Source organism: Actinotalea sp. Marseille-Q4924, assembly GCF_916618755.1.
GTDB lineage: Bacteria > Actinomycetota > Actinomycetes > Actinomycetales > Cellulomonadaceae > Actinotalea.
Map to the genome: position 1 here is coordinate 417750 of NZ_CAKAKB010000004.1, position 22038 is coordinate 439787.

18 protein-coding genes, 1 tRNA gene and 1 pseudogene are annotated in these 22038 nt (G+C 74.8%); 16 read left to right on the forward strand and 4 right to left on the reverse strand.

Going from position 1 to position 22038, the window contains the following annotated elements; translation table 11 throughout:
* Positions 1 to 20: 20 nt before the first annotated feature.
* Positions 21 to 1598: a dolichyl-phosphate-mannose--protein mannosyltransferase gene (locus tag LG379_RS14700; RefSeq protein WP_225755338.1), complete on the reverse strand. Its 1578-nt coding sequence runs from the start codon at positions 1596 to 1598 to the stop codon at positions 21 to 23.
* 112 nt (positions 1599 to 1710) lie between these two features.
* On the opposite strand from LG379_RS14700, the gene rsmI reads away from it, so the two are divergent.
* Entirely contained in the window at positions 1711 to 2559 is an 849-nt protein-coding gene (gene rsmI / locus LG379_RS14705; protein ID WP_225755339.1) for a 16S rRNA (cytidine(1402)-2'-O)-methyltransferase, read from the forward strand.
* Positions 2560 to 2680: 121 nt separating this feature from the next.
* Here the strand turns inward: rsmI and LG379_RS14710 are convergent, their stop codons facing one another.
* A complete protein-coding gene (locus LG379_RS14710; protein WP_225755340.1) occupies positions 2681 to 3295 on the reverse strand; it encodes an isochorismatase family protein in 615 nt (204 codons plus the stop codon).
* A gap of 175 nt (positions 3296 to 3470) precedes the next feature.
* Between LG379_RS14710 and LG379_RS14715 the strand changes: the two genes are divergently transcribed.
* The 8 genes from LG379_RS14715 (at position 3471) to LG379_RS14750 (ending at position 14159) form a co-directional block, all read left to right on the forward strand.
* A complete protein-coding gene (locus tag LG379_RS14715; RefSeq protein ID WP_225755341.1) occupies positions 3471 to 4697 on the forward strand; it encodes a sorbosone dehydrogenase family protein in 1227 nt (408 codons plus the stop codon).
* A 64-nt stretch (positions 4698 to 4761) separates the two neighbouring features.
* Positions 4762 to 6564 carry a methionine--tRNA ligase gene (gene metG, locus LG379_RS14720; protein WP_225755342.1) on the forward strand — a complete coding sequence of 601 codons (1803 nt, stop codon included), beginning with the start codon at positions 4762 to 4764 and terminating at the stop codon, positions 6562 to 6564.
* Between the two features lies 1 nt (position 6565).
* Entirely contained in the window at positions 6566 to 7486 is a 921-nt protein-coding gene (locus tag LG379_RS14725) for a TatD family hydrolase (RefSeq protein WP_225755343.1), read from the forward strand.
* Between the two features lie 143 nt (positions 7487 to 7629).
* On the forward strand, positions 7630 to 8691 hold the full coding sequence (locus tag LG379_RS14730; protein ID WP_225755344.1) for a G5 domain-containing protein: 1062 nt from the start codon (positions 7630 to 7632) through the stop codon (positions 8689 to 8691).
* A 212-nt stretch (positions 8692 to 8903) separates the two neighbouring features.
* Positions 8904 to 10364, forward strand: a complete 1461-nt coding sequence (locus LG379_RS14735) for a resuscitation-promoting factor (protein ID WP_225755345.1) — start codon at positions 8904 to 8906, stop codon at positions 10362 to 10364.
* A 103-nt stretch (positions 10365 to 10467) separates the two neighbouring features.
* Positions 10468 to 11316, forward strand: coding sequence for a 16S rRNA (adenine(1518)-N(6)/adenine(1519)-N(6))-dimethyltransferase RsmA (gene rsmA, locus LG379_RS14740; RefSeq protein WP_225755346.1), 849 nt, complete (start codon positions 10468 to 10470; stop codon positions 11314 to 11316).
* 66 nt (positions 11317 to 11382) lie between these two features.
* Complete coding sequence (locus LG379_RS14745) at positions 11383 to 12333, forward strand: 4-(cytidine 5'-diphospho)-2-C-methyl-D-erythritol kinase (RefSeq protein WP_225755347.1); 951 nt, start codon at positions 11383 to 11385, stop codon at positions 12331 to 12333.
* Positions 12333 to 14159 carry an ATP-binding cassette domain-containing protein gene (locus LG379_RS14750; RefSeq protein ID WP_225755348.1) on the forward strand — a complete coding sequence of 609 codons (1827 nt, stop codon included), beginning with the start codon at positions 12333 to 12335 and terminating at the stop codon, positions 14157 to 14159. Before LG379_RS14745 ends, LG379_RS14750 begins: the two co-directional genes overlap by 1 nt.
* A gap of 24 nt (positions 14160 to 14183) precedes the next feature.
* Here LG379_RS14750 and LG379_RS14755 read toward each other — a convergent pair whose 3' ends face one another.
* Together LG379_RS14755 and LG379_RS14760 are read right to left on the reverse strand one after the other, a co-directional pair.
* Entirely contained in the window at positions 14184 to 14672 is a 489-nt protein-coding gene (locus tag LG379_RS14755; RefSeq protein ID WP_225755349.1) for a MarR family winged helix-turn-helix transcriptional regulator, read from the reverse strand.
* Complete coding sequence (locus LG379_RS14760; protein ID WP_225755371.1) at positions 14669 to 15274, reverse strand: TetR/AcrR family transcriptional regulator; 606 nt, start codon at positions 15272 to 15274, stop codon at positions 14669 to 14671. Before LG379_RS14760 ends, LG379_RS14755 begins: the two co-directional genes overlap by 4 nt.
* 179 nt (positions 15275 to 15453) lie before the next feature.
* On the opposite strand from LG379_RS14760, the gene LG379_RS14765 reads away from it, so the two are divergent.
* The 7 genes and pseudogenes from LG379_RS14765 to LG379_RS14795 all read left to right on the forward strand — a co-directional run.
* Positions 15454 to 15525, forward strand: a tRNA-Gln gene (locus LG379_RS14765).
* 189 nt (positions 15526 to 15714) lie between these two features.
* On the forward strand, positions 15715 to 16806 hold the full coding sequence (locus LG379_RS14770; RefSeq protein ID WP_225755350.1) for a hypothetical protein: 1092 nt from the start codon (positions 15715 to 15717) through the stop codon (positions 16804 to 16806).
* Positions 16807 to 16981: 175 nt separating this feature from the next.
* Positions 16982 to 18541: a bifunctional UDP-N-acetylglucosamine diphosphorylase/glucosamine-1-phosphate N-acetyltransferase GlmU gene (gene glmU, locus LG379_RS14775; protein WP_225755351.1), complete on the forward strand. Its 1560-nt coding sequence runs from the start codon at positions 16982 to 16984 to the stop codon at positions 18539 to 18541.
* A gap of 70 nt (positions 18542 to 18611) precedes the next feature.
* Complete coding sequence (locus LG379_RS14780) at positions 18612 to 19595, forward strand: ribose-phosphate diphosphokinase (protein ID WP_225755352.1); 984 nt, start codon at positions 18612 to 18614, stop codon at positions 19593 to 19595.
* Positions 19596 to 19832: 237 nt separating this feature from the next.
* Entirely contained in the window at positions 19833 to 20474 is a 642-nt protein-coding gene (locus LG379_RS14785; protein WP_225755353.1) for a 50S ribosomal protein L25/general stress protein Ctc, read from the forward strand.
* 99 nt (positions 20475 to 20573) lie between these two features.
* Positions 20574 to 21170 (forward strand): aminoacyl-tRNA hydrolase, encoded by a 597-nt coding sequence (gene pth, locus LG379_RS14790; protein ID WP_225755354.1) that lies wholly within the window; start codon positions 20574 to 20576, stop codon positions 21168 to 21170.
* 215 nt (positions 21171 to 21385) lie between these two features.
* Positions 21386 to 22038, forward strand: a pseudogene (locus LG379_RS14795) (hypothetical protein); the annotation flags it as partial.

The following is a 22038-nucleotide window of genomic DNA, read 5'->3' on the forward strand; positions in this document are numbered from 1 at the left end:
AGCGGCCGGGCTCCCCGGGGTCACACCCAGCCGGGCAGCCACATGTGCATCTGCCACACCCGGAACGGGATGACCTCCCCCGTCCAGAGCGGCAGGAACCACAGCGAGACGGCGACGACCGCGAGGAGCGCGGCGCCCACCACGACCCGGGTCGCCGGCAGCCGGTCCGGGCTGCGCGCCCCCCACCGCAGCACGCGCTGGGCGACGTAGGTCAAGGACAGCACCAGCCACGGCAGCAGCACGACGGCGTAGAACGTGAAGATCGTCCGCTCGGAGTACGCGAACCACGGCAGCCAGCCCGCGACCAGACCGACGAGGCAGGCCACCGCGACCGGGTCGCGTCGGCGTACCACCCACCACAGGCACACGACGACGGCGGCCGTCGCGAGCCACCACAGGAGGGGGTTGCCCAGCGAGGTGACCGCCTGCGAGCACCGCTCCGCGCCGCACAGGGCCTGCGCCGGCTCGGGTGCCTGGTAGAAGAAGCTGGTCGGCCGCAGCTGCAGCAGCCAGCCCGCGGGGTGCGCGGCGTAGGAGTGCTCGGCGGTCAGCGTGGTGTGGAACCCCCACATGTCCTGGTGGTACTTCACGAGGGACCGCATCGCCTCCGGCAGCCAGGTGACGCCCTCGCCGGGGTGCGCGGCGGCCCACTGGCGCCCGTAGGCGCCGGGGGAGCGGAACCAGGACGTCCACGACGCCAGGTACGCGACCGCGCCCACCCCCACCGTCGAGACGAGGGCCGGTGCGGCGTCCCGCGCCAGGGCACCCAGGACCGGGCGCCGGGCGCCCGCGGCGTGCCGGGCGGCGGCGTCCCAGCCGACGGTGAGGAGGCCGAGCACGGCCACGAAGGTGAGGGCGGACCACTTCGTGCCGACCGCCAGGCCCAGCAGGACCCCGGCGAGCAGGCGCCACGGCCGCGGGCCGAGCGAAGGCCCCCACCGGGAGGGTGCGCGCGGTGGTGCGGTGAGGCGCCGGAGGCGCGCCCGTGCGACGTCGCGGTCCACGAGCAGCGCGGCGAACGCGCCGAGCACGAGCACCATGAGGAACCCGTCGAGCAAGGACGTGCGGGAGTGGACGATCGCCGACCCGTCGAGCGCCAGGAGCAGCCCCGCCAGACCACCGGCCCACACGGACCCCAGCAGGCGCATCCCGACCCGGGTGACGAGGAGCACGGCGAGCACCCCGGTGAGGGCGGCCGCGATCCGCCATCCCACCGCCGTGTCCGCGCCGACCAGTCGCATGCCCAGGCCGATCAGCAGCTTGGCGACCGGCGGGTGGACGACGTAGGAGGGCTCGGTGGAGTACGCGTCGACGTCGCCCGACGCGAAGGCCGCGTCCACCTCGTCCTTGTCCCCCGGCCACTGCGCCTCGTACCCGAGGCTGACGAGGGTCCACGCGTCCTTGACGTAGTACGTCTCGTCGAAGACGAGGGTCGGCGGGCGGTCCAGCGCGGGCAGGCGCAGCCCGGCGCCGACGGCGGTCACGGCGAGGGTCACCACCCAGCCGAGGGTGCTGCTGGACGCGCGGGCCGCCACGGCGGGCGTCCCCCGGACGTGTGCCCCGGTGCGGGCGCCGGCGTCCCCCCGCGTGGTCGTCACGCGGTCATGCTAGGCGGGGGCGGGTCGGGCGCCGGGCACGCGGGGGCGGGTCGGGCGCCGGGCACGCGGGGGCGGGTCGGGCGCCGGGCGCACGCCGCGTAGCCTGGCCGCCATGGGACCGGGGACCGGGCGGGTCGTGCTCGCCGCGACGCCGATCGGTGACCCCGAGGACGCCTCACCGCGGCTGCGCCGGCTGCTGGCGACCGCCGACGTCGTCGCCGCGGAGGACACACGCCGGCTCGCCGGTCTCCTCCAGCGGCTCGACGTGCGCACCACCGGACGCGTGGTCAGCCACCACGAGCACAACGAGGCGGCGCGGGCCGAGGAGCTCCTCGACGTCGTCCGCGGCGGGGGCACGGTGCTCGTCGTCTCCGACGCCGGGATGCCGACCGTCTCCGACCCCGGCTTCACGCTCGTGCGGGCGGCCGTCGCCGCGGGCCTGCCGGTGACCGCCGCCCCGGGCCCGAGCGCGGTCCTCACCGCGCTGGCCGTGTCGGGTCTGCCGACCGACCGCTTCTGCTTCGAGGGCTTCCTCCCGCGCCGTCCCGGCGACCGACGGCGCGTCCTGGCCACGCTGGCCCGTGACCCTCGCACGACCGTCTTCTTCGAGGCCCCGCACCGGCTCGCGGAGACGCTCGCGTCCATGGCGGAGGTGCTCGGGGCGGACCGTCCCGCGGCCGTCTGCCGGGAGCTGACGAAGACCTACGAGGAGGTCGTCCGGGACAGCCTCGGCGGGCTCGCCGCGTGGGCGGCGGACCGGGACGTCCGCGGGGAGGTGTGCGTCGTCGTCGGCGGGGCGTCGGCCGAGGGGCCGCCCGACGTCGCGGACCTCGCCCCCGAGGTCGTGTCCCGCTCCGACGCCGGGGAGAGGCTCAAGGACGTCGTCGCCGAGGTCGCCCAGGCCACCGGGGTGTCGAAGCGGGACCTCTACGCGGCGGCCCTCGCGGCGCGCGCCCGCTGAGCGGCACACGCTGCCCACGACGCACTGCGGACGGTCACCCGTGCAGGTCGCGGGCGGTCCTCCGCGCCGGGCCGGGCGGTGCCCTCCGCGCCGGTCGCGGGCGTCCCGCCGGCGGGGGCCGTCAGAGGGACGTCGAGGGGACGAGCTCGATGCCCTCGGCCGCCATGCGCTCGCGGGCGGCGGCGCCCTGCTCCGGCGTGACCGGCACCGTGAGGTCGGTGAGCACGCGTGTGCGCATCCCGAGGCGGACGGCGTCCAGCGCCGTCGCCAGCACGCAGTGCGACTCCGCAATCCCGACGACGTCCACGTCCGTCACGCCGGCCTCGCGCAGGACGTCGGCCAGCGCGTGCCCGCCCTCGTCGATCCCCTCGAAGCCCGAGTACGCCGCGGCGTACTGGCCCTTGCGCACGCTCACGTCCGGGTGGAGGTCCGCCAGCGCCGGGTGCAGCTCGGCCTCCGCGGTCCCGGCCACGCCGTGCGGCGGCCACGTGTCGACGAAGTCGGGATCGTCGCTGAAGTGGTCGCCCGGGTCGATGTGCCAGTCCTGCGTGGTGGCGACCAGGTCGTAGTCGCCCCGCCGTGCGGCGGCGAACTCGGCGACCCCGCGGGCGACCGCGTTCCCGCCCTTGACGCCCAGCGCCCCGCCCTCGCAGAACGTGGGCTGGACGTCGACGACCAGGAGCGCGCGTCGCCGGGCCGCCGCGTCGCCGTCCGGGTGTCCCGTGGTCTCGCTCATGGGACCAGGTTAGGTCGCCGGACGCAGCAGCCCGCCCAGTGGTCTGGGGAGGATCCGTTGCAGCATCCGCAACGGATCCTCCCCACTGCGGGCGACGGGTCGGGTGGGAAGGTCGCTGCGAGGTGTCGTGTTGCACCCAGGACGGGTTCGGCGGCACGGACGAGGGGGTCGGCGGGTGGCAGGCGAGGAGCAGCGTCGGGCGGGTGCGCGGCGGGCGGCCGGCGTCGTCGTGGCGCTCGTGCTGGCCGGGTGCGGTGCGCAGCAGCCCGAGCGGGTGCCGACCGTCGCGGACGCCACCCCGTCGGGGACGCGGTCGTCCACCGCGCCCGCACCCGAGTCGTCGTCGTCGGGCGTGTCCGTCCCGGGGCCGGCGCTGCCGGCAGCGACCGACTCGCCGCAGGACGTCCTCACCGGCCTCACGACGCCGTGGGACCTCGCCTTCCTGCCCGGCGGCGCGGCGCTCGTGACCCTGCGCGACCCCGCGCAGGTGCTCCTGCTCCGCGACTCCGGGGTCGTGACCCTCACCGGACCGGGCGCCGACGAGCTCGTCTCCGGTACGGCCACCGGCGGTGAGGGCGGCCTGCTCGGCATCGCGGTACCGCCCGGCGACGCCGGAGCGGGCGAGCCCTCCGACCTGCCCGCAGGCTCCCTGCCCGTGTACCTGTACCGGACCACGGCCGACGGCAACGAGGTCGTGCGGACCGCGCTCGACCCGGACGCGGGCACGCTCGGCCCGCTCGTGCCCGTGCTCACCGGCATCCCGGCGGAGGGCACCCACAACGGCGGGCGGATCGTGTTCGGCCCCGACGGCCACCTCCACGTCGCGACCGGCGACGCCCAGACGAGCGGCGCGAGCCAGGACCCGGGCTCCCTCGCCGGGAAGATCCTGCGCGTGACCGCCGACGGCGAGCCGGCGCCGGGCAACCCGTTCCCCGGCAGCCCCGTCCTCAGCCTGGGGCACCGCAACGTCCAGGGGCTGGCCTGGCACGAGGACGGGACCCTCGTCGCGAGCGAGTTCGGGCAGAACCGCCTCGACGAGCTCAACGCGATCCGCCCGGGCGGCAACTACGGGTGGCCGGAGGTCGAGGGGTCCGGCGGCGCCCCGGACTTCGTCGACCCGCTCGTCACCTGGACGACGGACGTCGCGTCCCCGAGCGGCATCGCCGTGACGGCGGACGCCGTCTACGTCGCGGCGCTGCGCGGTGCGCGGCTGTGGGAGGTGCCGTGGGCCGACGGCGGCGTCGCGGGGGAGCCCGTCGCGCACCTCGTGGGCGAGCTCGGGCGGCTGCGGCACGTCGCCGTCGGTCCGGACGGCGCCCTGTGGGTGCTGACGAACAACACGGACGGACGCGGCGAGCCGCGCGAGGGCGACGACCGGTTGGTGCGGCTGCTGCCACCGTGACCAGGCGCTGTCGGCGGGACCTCCGGGTCAGCGTCGACCTGCCCGCTCACTAGGATCGGTGCCCATGGCCCACATCCTCTCGGCGGTCGCGTGGCCGTACGCCAACGGCCCCCGCCACCTCGGACACGTCGCCGGCTTCGGCGTCCCCTCCGACGTCTTCAGCCGGTACATGCGCATGGCGGGCCACCGGGTGCTCATGGTCTCGGGCACCGACGAGCACGGCACCCCGATCCTCGTCCAGGCGGACAAGGAGGGGACGACCGCGCGCGAGCTCGCGGACCGGAGCAACCGCATCATCGTCGAGGAGCTCGCGGCGCTGGGCTGCTCCTACGACCTCTTCACCCGCACCACGACGGCGAACCACTACGCGGTCGCCCAGGAGCTGTTCCGGCAGGTCCACGCCAACGGGTACATGGTCGAGCGGACCACCCGGGGCGCCATCTCGCCGTCGACCGGCCGGACCCTGCCGGACCGCTACATCGAGGGGACGTGCCCGATCTGCGGCTACACGGAGGCGCGCGGCGACCAGTGCGACAACTGCGGCAACCAGCTCGACCCGACCGAGCTCCTCGAGCCGCGCAGCCGGATCAACGGCGAGACCCCGCAGTTCATCGAGACCCAGCACTTCTTCCTCGACCTGCCGGCGCTGGCGGACGCCCTCGGGGCATGGCTGGACGATCGGGAGGCCTCGGGCACGTGGCGGCCCAACGTCATCCGGTTCAGCCGCAACATCCTGCAGGACATCAAGCCCCGCGCGATGACCCGGGACATCGACTGGGGCATCCCCGTGCCGCTCGAGGGCTGGGAGGACCAGCCGGCCAAGCGCCTGTACGTCTGGTTCGACGCCGTGATCGGGTACCTGTCCGCGTCGATCGAGTGGGCGCGGCGCCTCGGCGAGCCGGAGCGGTGGCGCGAGTGGTGGAACGACCCGCAGGCCTTGTCCTACTACTTCATGGGCAAGGACAACATCACCTTCCACTCCCAGATCTGGCCCGCCGAGCTGCTCGGCTACGCCGGTCGGGGGGAGCGGGGCGGTGAGCCCGGCGCGTACGGGGAGCTGAACCTCCCGACCGAGGTCGTGTCCTCGGAGTTCCTCACCATGGAGGGCAAGCAGTTCTCCTCCTCGCGCGGCGTCGTCATCTACCTGCGCGACGTCCTGGAGCGGTACCAGGTCGACGCGCTGCGCTACTTCATCTGCGCCGCCGGCCCGGAGAACTCCGACTCCGACTTCACCTGGCGCGAGTTCGTCACCCGCACGAACGGCGAGCTCGTCGCCGGCTGGGGCAACCTCGTCAACCGCACCGCGTCGATGATCGCCAAGAGCTTCGGCGAGATCCCCGCCCCGGGGCCGCGGACCGAGGCCGACGACGCGCTGCTGGCCACCGTGCGCGCCGGCTTCGACACCGTCGGGGGGCTCATCGGCCGGCACCGCCAGCGGCAGGCGGTGGGCGAGGCGATGCGCGTCGTCGGCGAGGTGAACAAGTACGTGACCGACACCGCGCCGTTCAAGCTCAAGGGCGAGGACGAGCGCGAGCGGCTCGCCACGATCCTGCACACGACCGCCCAGGCGGTGTGGTGCTGCAACACCCTCCTCGCGCCGTTCCTGCCGCACTCGGCGAACGCGGTGCACCGCACGCTCGGCGGGGACGGGGACTTCATGCCGATGCCGCGCGTGGAGGAGGTCACCGACCTGGACGACGGCCGGCCGTACCCGGTCATCACCGGCGAGTACTCGACCACGCCGCCGTGGGCGTTCACCGACGTGCCGGTCGGTGCCCCCGTCGCGAGGCCGACGCCGATCTTCACCAAGCTGGACGACTCCGTGGTGGAGGAGGAGCTGGCCCGCCTGCGCGACGAGGAGGTCTGACGTGGCCGGCTCGCGTGACCGGTCCTGGCCCCCGCTGCCGGAGCCGCTGCCGCACCCGGTCGTCGACGACCACACCCACCTGGACCACCCGGCGCCCGGCGCCGGCGGGTTCGGCGGCGGCTCCCTCCCGCCCACGCTCGCGGAGCAGGTGGAGCGAGCCGTCCTCGTCGGCGTGACGCGGATGGTGCAGATCGGCTGCGACCTGCCCGCCGCGCGGTGGACGGACGCCGTGGTGCGCCAGGAGCCGGCGCTCCTGGGCGGGGTGGCCCTGCACCCCAACGAGGTGCCGCTGCACGCCGGCGTGCGCGAGGTCGCGCCGGACGGCCTGCAGCCCGACCCGCGCGAGCACCACGCCGTGCCGCTCGACGACGCGATGGCCGAGATCGCGGCGATCGCCGCGGGCAACGACCGCATCCGTGTCGTCGGGGAGACGGGGCTGGACTTCTTCCGGGCGGGGGAGGAGGGGCGGCGCGTGCAGCGCGAGGCCTTCCGTGCGCACATCGCCCTGGCCAAGGAGCTCGGCCTCGCGCTGCAGATCCACGACCGTGACGCGCACGCGGACGTCGTCGAGGTCCTGCTCGCCGACGGCGCCCCGGACCGGACGGTGTTCCACTGCTTCTCCGGCGACGCGGCGATGGCCCGGCTCTGCGTCGAGCAGGGGTGGTACCTCTCCTTCGCGGGCACCGTCACCTTCGGCGCGGCGACCGGGCTGCGCGAGGCGCTGCGCGAGGTGCCGCTCGGGCTCCTCCAGGTCGAGACGGACGCGCCCTACCTGACGCCGCACCCCCACCGCGGCCGGCCGAACGCGCCCTACCTGACGGCCGCCACGACCCGTCGCCTCGCCGCGGAGCTCGACGTGGACCTGGAGCACCTGTGCCGGACGCTGTGGTCGACCGCCGAGGACCTCTACGGCCCGTGGTGAGCGGGCGTCCGGGTGAGGTCGGGACCTCCGACTACCCGCCGTCGTGTCCTTTCCGTTACCGTCGACCCGGCCCTCCCCGCGGGACGGGCCGCACCAGGACCGCCTGAGTGCCTGCCGCTTGCCCCCGACGGACGGAAGCCCCTGTGCCCCAGAGCCCTGCCGGTGCCACTCGCCGGGAGCTGCGGCGCCGGGACCGGCGTCGGAGCGGGGTCCTGCGGACCGCGCGGTCGACCGCGCAGGCCACGGTGCTCGCTCTCGTGGTCGGCGGCACGGCCGCGTTCGCGGCGGTGCAGACGACGGTCGCGCCGGACGCGGGCCTGCCCGGCGGTGTGGCGAGCCCGGCCGACGTCGCCGCGGAGCTCGGTCTGCGCGACGCGGCGTCCGCGGCGTCGCGCGCGTCCGCCGTGGAGCGCGACCCGGTCGACGGGACGAGGACGGTCCACCTCACCGTGGACGGCGCGACGCAGGCCCTCGAGACGACCGCCACCACGGTCCGCGACGCGATGATCGAGGCCGGCGTGGTCCTCGGGCCGCACGACCGCGTGTCGGTGGCGCTGGACGCCGAGGCGGTCGACGGCCTGGAGGTCGCCGTCACGCGCGTCGTGGCGGAGATGCGCACGGAGACGACGACGCTGCCGTTCGAGACGGTGCGCGAGGACGACCCCGAGCTGCTGGAGGGCAGCGAGGTCGTCGTGACGCAGGGGCAGGAGGGGGTCCGCACCGTCGCCTACGAGGCGTACCTCGTGGACGGCGTCGAGGTCGACCGCAAGGTCCTCGTCGAGACGGCCGTCTCCGAGCCGGTGGCCCACGTCGTCCGGGTCGGGACCCGTCCGGCGCCGACCGCGCCCCCTGCGCGGCCCGCGGCCCCGGTGCCGGACGTCCCGGCCTCCGCAGCGGTGGACCCGGGCACGGCCCGGGCGATCGGTCGCGAGATGGTCCTGGCGCGCGGCTGGGGCGAGGACCAGTGGTCCTGCCTGGACGCGCTGTGGACCAAGGAGAGCAACTGGCGCGTCAACGCGGACAACCCGTCCAGCAGCGCGTACGGGATCCCGCAGGCGCTCCCGGGGTCGAAGATGGCCACCGCCGGCGCGGACTGGCAGACCAACCCCGCGACCCAGATCACCTGGGGCCTGGGGTACATCTCGGGCCGGTACGGCACCCCGTGCGCGGCCTGGGCGCACTCGAAGGCGCGGAACTGGTACTGACCGGTCCCGGCTCCGGAGGCGGCCGCTGGGCCGTCCGAGCGACGCTCGACCGCGCGCCCCGCCTGCGCACTTGACCGTCCCATGACCCTCCTCATGCCGCTACATGCCCGGTGACCTGCGGCGATGCGCGATGTGACGTGCCACACGACTCTTGGCGCTGGATCACAGATCGGTTACGGTGCCGTGTCGCCGCTGGCCGGGACGGACCTCGTTTGATATTGGTCCGCCGGCTCGTGAGCCCCCGCCACACCGGCGACGACCGCACGACCGGCCCCGCGGCCGGGATGACGGCCGGATCAGGGACCGGAACCGTCGGCGAGCGCCTTCGGGCGGACGCCGCCGGGCGCCACGACGGCGCACCCATCTCTGTGCCCGGGACGACCGACGTCTGGACACCAGTGCCCTTCTCCTCCCTCCGCCGCGCGCTCACCCGCAGGCCGCAGACCGCCCCCACGACCGACACGACCGAGCACGCCGCCACCGCGCCGCGCTCCCGGGCCCGCAGGCCCCTCCTCATCGGCGGCCTCGCCGCCGCCCTCGCCCTCACGGGCGGGACCGTCGCCGTCGCCGGCGCCCACAAGACCGTCACGCTCGACATCGACGGCGCCACGACCACCGTCTCCACCTTCGCCGGCAGCGTCGGCGGGGTGCTCGACGCCCACGACCTCGAGCTCGGCCCTCGCGACGTCGTCGCCCCCCAGCCGGGCGCCGCCCTGTCCAGCGGTGACGAGATCGTCGTGCGGCGCGCCCGCCAGGTGGTCGCGCTCGTCGACGGGCAGGAGACGCACGTGTGGGTCACCGCCCTCGACGCCGACGAGGCCCTCGGGACGCTCGCCGCGCGCGGTGGCGACGTCCGGCTGGTCGCCTCGCGGTCCGCCGAGCGCACCGACCTGGGCGTGCGGCTCGACGCCGACGGTCCCGTGGACGTCGTCGTGGACGGGCAGACGCACGAGGTGCCCGACGCCTCCGTCGGGCTCGCCGACGTCCTGGCCGGGCTGGGCGTGGAGCTCGGCCCCCTGGACCGCGTCCAGGTGCACCACGTGCCGGGTGACGCGGGCTCGCGCCTGACCGTGACGGTCCAGCGCGTCGTCGCCGAGGAGCAGGCCACCGTCACCGAGGTGCCGTTCGAGAAGGTCGTCGAGGAGACCGACGAGCTGTTCCGCGGTCAGTCCGAGACGGCGGTCGCCGGCGTGCCCGGTGAGCAGACGGCCGTCCACCGCGTCGTGCTCGTCGACGGCGTCGAGGAGTCGCGCATGCTGCTCAGCGACGGCGTGACCCGGGAGCCGGTGACCGAGGTCGTCCGACGCGGGACCAAGGAGCGACCGGCGCCCAAGCCGGCGCCCGCACCGGCACCGGCACCGGCGCCCGCCCGCGCGTCGTCCGGCTCGTCCTCGGCGGCCCCCGCCCCGGCCCCCGCACCGTCCACCGTGGGCGGCGACGTCTGGGCCGCCCTGGCCCAGTGCGAGTCCGGCGGCAACCCCACGATCGTCTCGAGCAACGGGCTGTACTACGGCCTGTACCAGTTCTCGCTGTCGACGTGGCAGTCCGTGGGCGGCTCCGGCCTGCCGAGCGAGGCCTCGCCCGCCGAGCAGACCCAGCGGGCGCAGATCCTGCAGGCCCGCTCGGGCTGGGGCCAGTGGCCGCACTGCTCGAGTAAGCTCGGCCTGCGCTGAGCGGAGCGCTCCACCGCAGCACGCCGCAGCACCGCACGACCTCGGGCCACCCGGCCCGGACCGCCCCGGCGGTCCGCGGCCGGGTGGCCCTAGGCTCGTCCGCATGACAGACGCCCTGCTCGGTCCGGCCTCGATCCGCGACCTGGCAGGGCGTCTCGGCATCCGCCCCACGAAGACGTGGGGGCAGAACTTCGTCGTGGACGCGGGCACGGTCCGCAAGATCGTGCGGATCGCACAGGTCCGTGAGGGCGAGCGTGTCGTCGAGATCGGGCCGGGGCTCGGCTCCCTCACGCTCGGGCTCCTCGAGGCGGGCGCCCACGTGGTCGCGGTCGAGATCGACCCCGCCCTCGCACGGCAGCTGCCGCTCACGGTGGCCGAGCGGCTCCCCGAGGCCGTCGACCGGCTCGAGGTCCTCGCCGCCGACGCGATGACCGTCACCACGCTGCCCGGGCCGCCGCCCACCGCGCTCGTCGCCAACCTGCCCTACAACGTCGCCGTCCCCGTCCTGCTGTCGTTCCTGGAGCGCTTCGACTCCCTGGAGCGGGTCCTCGTCATGGTCCAGGCGGAGGTCGCCGACCGGCTCGCCGCACCCCCCGGCTCCCGGACGTACGGCATCCCCTCGGCGAAGGCGGCCTGGTACGCCGACGCCCGGCGGGCGGGCTCGATCGGTCGCGCCGTCTTCTGGCCCGTCCCGCGCGTCGACTCGGCGCTGGTCGCCCTGGAGCGGCGCGACCCCCCGACGACGACGGCCTCCCGGGAGGCGGTCTTCACCGTCGTCGACACCGCGTTCGCGCAGCGCCGCAAGACGCTGCGCGCGGCGCTCGCCGGGCTCGCCGGCTCCGGCGACGCGGCCGAGCGCGCCCTGCGTGCCGCCGGCATCGACCCGGCCACGCGCGGGGAGCGGCTCGACGTCGTGCAGTTCGCCCGGATCGCCGAGGCGCTCGCGTCCTGAGGGGCGAGGCCCGGGGGTCGTGCGCGACCGTTCGAAGCGTGCTCCCCGCCGTGGCAGGGTTGTCCCGTGAGCCGGCCACCCGTCCCCCGCGAGGTGCACGTCCGCGCCCCGGGGAAGATCAACCTGGCTCTCGCGGTCGGGCGGGCGACGCGCGACGGCTACCACCCGCTGGCGACCGTGTTCCAGGCCGTGTCCCTGATCGAGGAGGTCACGGCCACGGCCGCCGAGCGCTTCAGCCTGACGGTCGACGGCCTGCACGCCGACCGCGTACCCACCGACGACTCCAACCTCGCGCTGCGTGCCGCCCGGCGCCTCGCCGAGCACGTGGGCATCGACGACGGCGTCCACCTGCACGTCCGCAAGGGCGTCCCCGTGGCCGGGGGGATGGCGGGCGGGTCCGCCGACGCCGCCGCGGCGCTGCTGGCCTGCGACACCCTGTGGCGCACGGGCCTGGCGCGGGAGGAGCTGTCGGAGCTCGCGGCGACCCTCGGCGCGGACGTGCCGTTCGCGCTGCTGGGGCACACCGCCGTCGGCAGGGGACGCGGGGACCTCCTCACGCCCGCCCTCAGCCGCGGGGAGTACCACTGGACGCTCGCCCTGCAGGACCACGGGCTGAGCACCCCCGAGGTCTTCCGCACGTTCGACGACGTCGTCGGCGGGGTCGGCGATCCCGTGCCGGACCGGGCGCTGCTCCAGGCGCTGGGCAGCGGTGACCCCGACGCCGTCGGCGCAGCCCTGAGCAACGACCTGCAGCCCGCGGCCCTGGAGCTCGCGCCGCACCTCGCCGAGACCCTCGCGGTCGCGGAGGACGCCGGCGCGCTGGGCGTCGTCGTCAGCGGGTCCGGGCCCACGGTCGCCGCGCTGGCACGGTCGCGCCAGCACGCCGTCGCGATCGCGGCGGCGATCACGGCGGCGGGCGTCGCGGACGGCGTGCTGACGGCGTCCGGCCCGGTGCCGGGCGCTCGGGTCGTCGTCGGTGAGCGGGCCGGCGTGCCCCACGTGGGGGACCGCGGCTGATGGCGCACCTGCTGGGCCTGGACTCGGTCTCCCTGACGGTCGGCACGCGGACGCTCCTGGAGGACGTCAGTCTCGGGCTCGACGACGGCCTCCGGGTCGGCGTCGTCGGTCCGAACGGCGCCGGGAAGTCGACGCTCCTGCGGCTCCTGTCGCGCGTCCTGGACCCGGACTCCGGCCGCGTCACGCACAGCGGCGGCCTGCGCGTCGGCCTGCTGGACCAGCGCGACGAGCTGCCGAGCGGCACGACGATCCGCCAGATCGTGCACGGTGCGGGGGAGACCCACGAGTGGGCCCGCGACTCCCGCATCCGTGCCGTCCACGCGGGGCTGCTCGCCGACCTCGACCTCGACGCGGACGTCGGTACGCTGTCCGGCGGGCAGCGGCGCCGCGTCGCCCTCGCCGCCCTGCTCGTCGACGACCACGACGTGCTGCTGCTCGACGAGCCCACGAACCACCTCGACGTCGAGGGGGTCGCCTGGCTCGCCGAGCACCTCACGGAGCGGTTCGGTGGCGGCACGGGCGCGCTCGTCGTCGTGACGCACGACCGCTGGTTCCTCGACGCGGTGTGCACGCGCATGTGGGAGGTCACCGGCAGCCGGCACGGGGACACCCGCGGCGGCACGGTCCTGCCCTACGAGGGTGGCTACGCCGCGTACGTCCTGGCCCGCGCGGAGCGTGCCCGCCAGGCGGCGGTCACCGCCGACAAGCGCGACAACCTGCTGCGCAAGGAGCTGGCGTGGCTGCGGCGCGGGGCACCGGCCCGCACGAGCAAGCCCCGCTTCCGGCTCGACGCCGCCGCCGCGCTCGTCGCCGACGAGCCGCCGCCGCGGGACAGCCTCGAGCTGGCCCGGATGGCCACGGCGCGCCTGGGCAAGCAGGTCCTCGACGTCGAGGACGTCACGGTGGCCGTGCCGACGCCGGACGGGACCGACGAACGGGTCCTGCTCGAGGACGTCACGTGGCGCCTGGGGCCCGGCGACCGGTACGGCCTGGTGGGTGTCAACGGCTCGGGCAAGACGACGCTCCTGCGGCTGCTCACCGGGGAGGTCCGTCCGCGATCCGGGCGCGTGCGCAGGGGCAAGACCGTCGTCGTCGCGACGCTGAGCCAGGACGTCACGGAGCTGGACGAGCTGGGCGACCTGCGCGCCGTCGAGGTCGTCGAGCGCGAGCGCCGGACGCTGCAGGTCTCGGGCAAGGAGCTCACGGCGTCCCAGCTCGTGGAGCGGCTGGGCTTCGCGCGCGAACGCGCCCAGACGCTGGTGCGGGACCTGTCCGGCGGGGAGCGGCGCCGGCTGCAGCTCCTGCGGCTGCTCGTCGGGGAGCCGAACGTGCTGCTGCTCGACGAGCCGACGAACGACCTCGACACGGACACCCTCGCCGTGGTCGAGGACCTCCTCGACGGGTGGCCGGGGACGCTGGTGGTCGTCTCCCACGACCGGTACCTCCTCGAGCGCGTCTGCGACCGGCAGTGGGCGCTGCTCGGCGACGGCCGTCTGCGCGACCTGCCCGGCGGGGTCGACCAGTACCTCCAGCTGCGCCGCGCGGCGTCGGCGCCGGCCGGGGCATCTGACGCCGCTCCGGACACCGACGACGGCGCCGCCGCGCCCAGCCAGGCGGACGTCCGCGTCGCCCGCAAGGAGATCGCGCGCATCGAGCGACGGCTGCAGCGCATCGCCGAGGCGGAGGAGCGGCTCCACGCGCGGATGGCCGCGGTCGCCACGGACCACGCCGCGGTCCTGGAGCTCGACACCGAGGCGCGCGCTCTCGCCGCGGAGCGGGAGCTGCTCGAGGAGGAGTGGCTCACGGCCGCCGACGTCGCCGGGTAGGCAGCCTCGACCGCGGCTGACGGCTCAGGCGTCGAACGGGGCGACGAGCACGCGCAGCAGGTCCGCGAGCGTGCTACGGTCCGGCTCCGGAAGCTCGGCGAGCAGGTCGCGCTCGGTGCGCAGGAGGTCCTCCAGGGCGGCGTCGACCCGGCGCAGACCCGCGACCGTCAGCCGGACCAGCACGCCGCGGCGGTCGCCCGGTGCGGGGAGCCGCTCGACCAGCCCGCGGGCCGCGAGCCGGTCGATCCGGTTGGTCATGGTGCCGCTCGTCACGAGCGTCTGCTGGACGAGCGTGCCCGGGGAGAGCTGGTACGGATCGCCCGCGCGACGCAGCGCCGACAGCACGTCGAACTCCCACAGCTCGAGGTCGTGCCGGTCGAAGGCGGTGCGACGCGCGAGGTCCAGGTGACGCGCGAGACGGCTCACCCGCGAGAGCACCTGCAGCGGGGCCACGTCGAGGTCGGGGCGCTCGCGGCGCCACGCCTCGACGATGCGGTCGACCTCGTCCGTCACGTCGCGTCCTGCTGCAGCAGCGTCGGCTTGCGCTGCAGGTCGGCCAGCCCGTGCCACGCCAGGTTCACCAGGTGGGCGGCCACCTCCTGCTTGCCCGGCTTGCGCGCGTCGAGCCAGTACTGGCCGGTCAGCGCGACCATGCCCACGAGCATCTGGGCGTACAGCGGAGCGGTGCGCGGGTCCAGCCCGCGCTTGGTGAACTGCGCGGCGAGGAGGTGCTCGACCTGCATCGCCACGTCCCCGATGAGGCTGGAGAAGGTGCCGGTGGACTGCGCGACGGGGGAGTCGCGGGTCAGGATGCGGAAGCCGTCGGTGGACGTCTCGATGTAGGTGAGCAGCGCGAGGGCGGTCCGCTCGACCAGCTCCTGCGGGTGGCCGCCGGCCTCCAGCGCCGTGGTCAGGGCTCCGGTGAGCGCCTGGATCTCCCGGTCGACGACGACGGCGTACATGCCTTCCTTGCCGCCGAAGTGCTCGTACACGACCGGCTTGGAGACCTGCGCCCGCGCGGCGATCTCCTCGACGCTGGTGCCCTCGAAGCCCTTCTCCGCGAACAGCTGCCGGCTCACGTCGAGCAGCTGCTCGCGCCGCTGCGTGCCGGTCATCCGGGGACGCGCCGGCCGCTTGCTCGAGGAAGCCACGTCCCCATCATGCCGTGCCGGCCGGCCGCGGCCGCTGAGGGGGCCGCCGCGGGCGAGCCGGGAGCGGTCGGCGGCCACGGCCCCGGGCCGGCGACTGGCTGGCAGGATGGGGCACCGTCCGGACGCCCACACCAGGCTGCCGGTCCGCCCTGGTGTAACGGCAGCACGCAGGCCTTTGGAGCCTTGCGGTCCAGGTTCGAATCCTGGGGGCGGAGCGCGACGAGGCACCACGAAGGGCCCGCCCCGCGAGGCGCCGGGTCGGGACGCGGCAGGACGTCACGACCAGGCACGACCCGCACGCGCCCGGTGGGACCGAGGTCCCGTTCTCACGGTCCCGACCGTTTCTACTGTTCGGAGACGCACCCCCGCGACGGGTGCCTCACGACGACCCCTGGGACCCCACGATGACCTCGCCTCCTCCCGCGCCTGCCCGGCTCGGCACGACCGCCCGGCGCCTCGGTGCCACCCTCGCCCTGGCCGGCGGGCTCACCCTCGTGGCCGCTCCGGCGTCCGCGCACGAGCGGTGGTTCGCCGAGCTCGCCGACGGCGGTGACTGGGGGTTCTTCGGCACACCGCTCGCCCTCGGCGCGACACTCGCCGTCGTGGTCCTGGCGGTGGCGTGGCGGCTCGTCGCCGCACGACTGCCGCGCCCCGAGCTCCCCTTCCTCGCGCCGCTCGGCCGTCTCGCGCCGTTCGTCCCCCGGCTGCTCGCGGTGCACCTCGGTGTCGCGCTGCTCGCCCTCGCGGTGACCGGGTCGTTCCTCAGCCCGGCCGTGCCGCTCGAGGAGGTGCCGGGCGGGGCCCTCGCCGGCGTCGTCGAGGCGGTCATCGGCATCTGGCTCGTGACGGGCGTACGGCTGCGGGCGGCGGCCGTCGGCGTGGCCCTGCTGGGTCCCGTCGCGCTGCTGGCCGCCGGCCCGGTCGCGGTGCTCGAGAACGCGGCGATCCTCGGGATCGCGGCCTTCCTCGCGGTCGTGCCGCCGTCGGACGCGACGTTCGGCCGCGTCGACCCGAGCCCGGAGCGCCTGCGGGTCGCGGTGCTGCTGCTCAAGTCCCTCGTCGCGGTGACGCTCGTGACGCTCGCGTTCAGCGAGAAGTTCACCAACCCGGAGATGGCCCGCAACACCCTGCAGGCCTACCCGGAGCTCGACGTCTTCGCCCTCGTCGGACTCCAGGTCCCGGTGGACACCTTCGTGGTGGTCGCCGGCGGCGCGGAGCTGCTGTTCGGCCTGCTCGTGCTGTCCGGTGCGATGCCCCAGGTGGCGACGCTGGTGGCGATGGTGCCGTTCAACGCGACCCTGCTGCTCTTCGGCACGACCGAGGTCATCGGGCACCTGCCCGTGTACGGCCTGTTCCTCACGCTGCTGGTGTACGGCTCGAACCCGCGCACCGCGGCCGCCGTCGCGTGGCTGCCCTCGCGGGGCGACGTCACGGACCTGGTCGCCCGGCTCCGGCCTCGACCCAGGACGGCGGCGGTCGCCACGGCCACCGTCTGACGCCGGGGCACGTGGCCCGACGGCCGGTCCCGACGTGCGCTCCCGACGTGCGCTCCCGACGTCCGGTCCGGCGTCCGGGACCAGGGCGCGGCGGTAGAGTGGCGCCACGCCAGGACCATCGCCGGCGGGCGCAGACACAGGGCCCCGCGGAACGGCAGATCCGACGGGAGACCGAGTGACCACCCCACGCCCCGCCGCCGTCGTCGTGCTCGCCGCAGGCGAGGGCACGCGCATGCGGTCCGCCACCCCGAAGGTCCTCCACACGCTCGCCGGCCGCACGATGCTCGGCCACGCGCTCGTCGCGGCGCGCTCCCTGGAGCCCCTGCTGCTCGCCGTCGTCGTGCGGCACGAGCGCGACCGCGTCGCGGCCCACGCCGTCGAGGTGGACCCCGAGGTGCTCGTCGCGGACCAGGACGACGTCCCCGGGACGGGCCGGGCGGTGCAGTGCGGGCTGAGTGCCCTCGAGGCGGCAGCGCACGCGCGCGCCGTCGGTGGCGGCAGCGGGGAGGACGGCGCTCGGGACGCAGGGCTGGACGGTCCGGTGGTCGTGCTCGCCGGCGACATCCCCCTGCTCGACGGGGGCACGCTCGCCGAGCTCCTCGCCGCCCACGTCGCGGACGGCAACGCGGTGACCGTGCTCACGACCGAGGTCGAGGACGCGACCGGGTACGGCCGCGTGGTGCGCGACGCGGCGAGCGGCGAGGTGACGGGGATCGTCGAGCACAAGGACGCGGACGACGCCCAGCGTCAGATCCGCGAGATCAACTCCTCGGTCTACGTCTTCGACGGCGCCGTGCTGCGCGGAGCGCTCGGCCGACTGGGTCGTGACAACGCCCAGGGCGAGGTCTACCTCACCGACGTCCTCGCCATCGCGCGGGCCGACGGCGGTGCGGTGCGCGCCGTGCGCGTCGACGACCCGTGGCTCGTCGAGGGCGCGAACGACCGCGCCCAGATGTCGGTGCTCCGCGCGGAGATGAACCGCCGGATCGTGCACGAGTGGATGGTCTCGGGCGTGACGGTCGTGGACCCCGCCACCACGTGGATCGACGTCGAGGTCGAGCTCGAGCCGGACGTCACGGTCCTGCCGGGGACGCAGCTGCTGGGAAGCACCACCGTCGCGCGCGACGCCGTCGTCGGCCCGGACACGACGCTCACCGACGTGCACGTCGGCGCCGGGGCGCAGGTGGTCCGGACGCACGGCTCCGGCTCGCGGATCGGCGCGGGCGCCGTCGTCGGGCCCTTCTCGTTCCTGCGGCCCGGGACGGACCTCGGCGCGGACGGCAAGATCGGTGCGTACGTCGAGACGAAGAACGCGCAGATCGGTGCGCACTCCAAGGTGCCGCACCTGTCCTACGTGGGGGACGCGACGATCGGGGAGCACAGCAACGTCGGCGCCGGCACGATCTTCGTCAACTACGACGGCGTCGCCAAGTCGCGCAGCGTCGTCGGGGACCACGTGCGCATCGGCTCGGACAACGCGATCGTGGCGCCGGTCCGGATCGGCGACGGCGCCTACACCGGCGCCGGTTCCGTCATCCGCCAGGACGTCCCGCCGGGCTCGCTGGGCATCAACACCGCCCCGCAGCGCACCATCGACGGCTGGGTGCTGCGGCGCCGCGAGGGCACGCCGTCCGCTGCCGCCGCCGCGGCCGCGCTGGACGGGGACCACGACGACGTCGTGCTGTCCCCCCAGGCACGGGCGGAGCGAGCCCGTGCCGGGCGCCAGGACGACTGAGGGCCGGCCCGCCGCGACGACGGACCGGACCCTCCCGCACCCCCCGCCGAAGAGAGAAGGCCTGCTGCAGATGACCGGGATCACCTCGAGCGACGGTGAGAAGCGCCTCGTCCTCATGTCGGGGCGTGCGCATCCCGAGCTGGCGGAGGACGTCGCGAACGCGCTGGGGGTGGAGCTGCTGCCGACCACGGCGTACGACTTCGCCAACGGGGAGATCTACGTCCGGTTCAGCGAGAGCGTGCGGGGCACCGACGCCTTCGTGCTGCAGAGCCACACGGCCCCGATCAACCAGTGGATCATGGAGCAGCTGCTCATGGTGGACGCGCTCAAGCGGGCGTCCGCCAAGACGATCACCGTGGTGCTGCCGTTCTACGGGTACTCCCGGCAGGACAAGAAGCACCGGGGTCGCGAGCCGATCTCGGCGCGGCTCATCGCGGACCTGTTCAAGACGGCGGGCGCCGACCGCCTCATGAGCGTGGACCTGCACGCCGCGCAGACGCAGGGCTTCTTCGACGGGCCGGTCGACCACCTGTGGGCCATGCCGCTGCTGGTGGACTACGTGCGCACGCGTGTGGACCTCAGCAACGTGGCCGTGGTCTCGCCGGACGCGGGCCGGATCCGGGTCGCCGAGCAGTGGGCCGCGAAGCTCGGCGGCTGCCCCCTGGCGTTCATCCACAAGACCCGGGACATCACCGCCCCGAACCGGTCCGTGGCGAACCGGGTGGTCGGCGAGGTGGAGGGACGCACCTGCATCCTCACCGACGACCTCATCGACACCGGGGGGACGATCGCCGAGGCCGTCCGCGTCCTGCGCGCCGCCGGTGCGAAGGACGTCATCGTGGCGGCCACCCACGGCGTCCTGTCGCACCCCGCCGGCCAGCGCCTGCAGGAGTGCGGCGCCCGGGAGATCGTCGTCACGGACACCCTCCCGATCAGCGAGGACCGGCACTTCGAGAAGCTCACGGTGCTGTCGATCGCCCCGCTGCTGGCCCGTGCGATCCGCGAGGTGTTCGACGACGGCTCGGTCACGTCGCTGTTCGACGGGGCCTCCTGAGGGACCTGATCAGCGCTCGTCCGTGCGGTAGGATCGGCAGCCGTGCCTCGGCGAGGGACGTCGGACGGCCGGATCCCGGCAGGGCCCATGGGGGCACTGCCTGAGAACCTGGCCCCGGCTCCGTGATTCGACGCGGCGGCCGTCCTGCGCGTCCGTCCTGCGTCCCGCGCCGAGGCCGCCCACCGGGCCCCCACCCCGGTCCGAGAGCCACCACCGAACGAGATGCCAGGAGTCACCGTGTCCGAGATCAAGCTCGTCGCCACCACCCGAACCGAGTTCGGCAAGGGTGCCGCACGACGCATCCGCCGCGCCCACCAGGTCCCCGCCGTCATCTACGGCCACGGTGAGGCGCCGGTGCACATCACGCTGCCGGGCCACGAGACGATGCTCGCGCTCAAGCACGCCAACGCCCTGCTCTCCATCGAGCTCGACGGCAAGGCCCAGCTGGCGATCGCGAAGGACATCCAGCGCGACCCGATCAAGCCGGTCATCGAGCACGTCGACCTCCTCGCGGTCCGCGCCGGCGAGAAGGTGACCGTCGACATCCCCGTCCACGTCACCGGCGAGGCCGTCCCCGGCACCGTCACGCTCGTCGAGGCGCAGACGCTGCAGGTGGAGGCCGAGGCCACGCACATCCCCGAGTCCGTCGAGGTCTCGATCGAGGGCCTGGAGGCGGGCAGCAGCATCACCGCCGGCGACGTCTCGCTGCCGTCCGGCGTGACGCTCCTGGGTGACCCCGACGCCGCCGTCGTCGTGGTGGCGGCGGAGCGCCTCGAGGAGGAGCCGACGGAGGGCGAGGAGACGGCGGAGGAGCCTGGCGCCGAGGGCGAGACCGCTGCAGAGGGCTCCACCGAGGCGGAGTCGGCCGAGGAGGCCTGAGCCCCCGTCCGACCGGCTCGGACATGACGGTGCGCGACGCCCGGTCCCCCAGGGGGCCGGGCGTCGTCGCACCCCCACCCTGAAACGCGGAGGACCGTGATGACCGACCCGTGGCTCGTCGTCGGGCTGGGCAACCCCGGGCCCTCCTACGCCGGCAACCGGCACAACGTGGGACAGATGGTGCTCGACGAGCTCGGCCGGCGTGCGGGCGTCGCCTTCGGCTCCCACCGCAGCCGCGCACAGGTCGCGGACGTCCGGCTGGGCGTGCTGCCCGGCGGGGTGCCCGGGCCCCGCGTGCTGCTGGCGAAGCCGACGTCGTACATGAACGTGTCCGGCGGGCCCGTCGCCAGCCTGTCGTCGTATCTCGGCGTCCCGGTCGAGCGGCTCGTCGTGGTGCACGACGAGCTGGACATCCCCTTCGCCCAGGTGAAGCTCAAGCGCGGGGGAGGCGAGGGCGGCCACAACGGCCTGCGGAGCATCACCTCCGCCGTCGGCAGCAAGGACTACGTGCGGGTGCGCGTCGGCGTCGGCCGCCCGCCCGGTCGGATGGACCCGGCGGACTTCGTGCTCAAGGACTTCTCCACGGTGGAGCGCAAGGACCTCCCGTGGCTCGTCGACGCCGCGGCGGACGCCGTGGAGATGGTCGTGCTCGAGGGGTTGGAAGCCGCACAGCAGCGGTTCCACAGCCCGAGCTGACTCCCGGCACGGCGTCCGACGGCGCCGTGCGCCCCCCCTCCGGCCGTGCTGTGCGGACCGCTGTCCGCGCGACGTCCTGCTCGTCGACCGTCCCTCCGGGTGAAAACCGGGCCTTTCGTCCCCCTGTCCCCCAATCGAGATCATCTATGCCGTAATGTCCGGTTTGGATGATTCGCGCGGTTGGTCTGCGCGGCCACGGGAACAGGGAGAGCCACATGCGCAAGCTGCTCGCGCTGCTGATGACTGCAGCGCTGCTGATGGTGGGGGGTGCCGCCGCTGCGTCGTCGGACGTCGACCAGACCTGCAAGGACGTCGTCACGGAGGGCGCCGGCGGCTGGGGTCAGATGATCAGCACGAACGGCGACCCGGCGACCGTCACGGTGAACGCGGACGCCGGTTTCCTCATCGACAAGTACTGCGTGAAGGCCGGCAGCGGCGACGGTGCCGTCCAGATCGTCCTGGTCGAGCCTCCCGCCGCTCAGGTCACCATCGATCACTCGGTCAAGGACTCCGTGAGCCACTACGTGGTGCACCAGATCCCGATCCCGAAGGTGGTCGTGACGCCGGAGGTGCCGCAGAAGGTGGACCTGTGCGGGACCGAGGATGACGACGTGACGCTGCCGACGACGACCGGTGTGGTCTACACCGAGGTGCGTGAGGGCAGCACGGTGACGGTGACCGCGGCCGCCGCGGAGGGCTACGTGCTGGCCGACGGTGCGATCACGGAGTGGGTGTTCGCGTTCACGGACGTCCCCTGCCAGCCGGTGCCGGTGGTCGTGACGCCGGAGGTGCCGCAGAAGGTGGACCTGTGCGGGACCGAGGACGACGACGTGACGCTGCCGACGACGACCGGTGTGGTCTACACCGA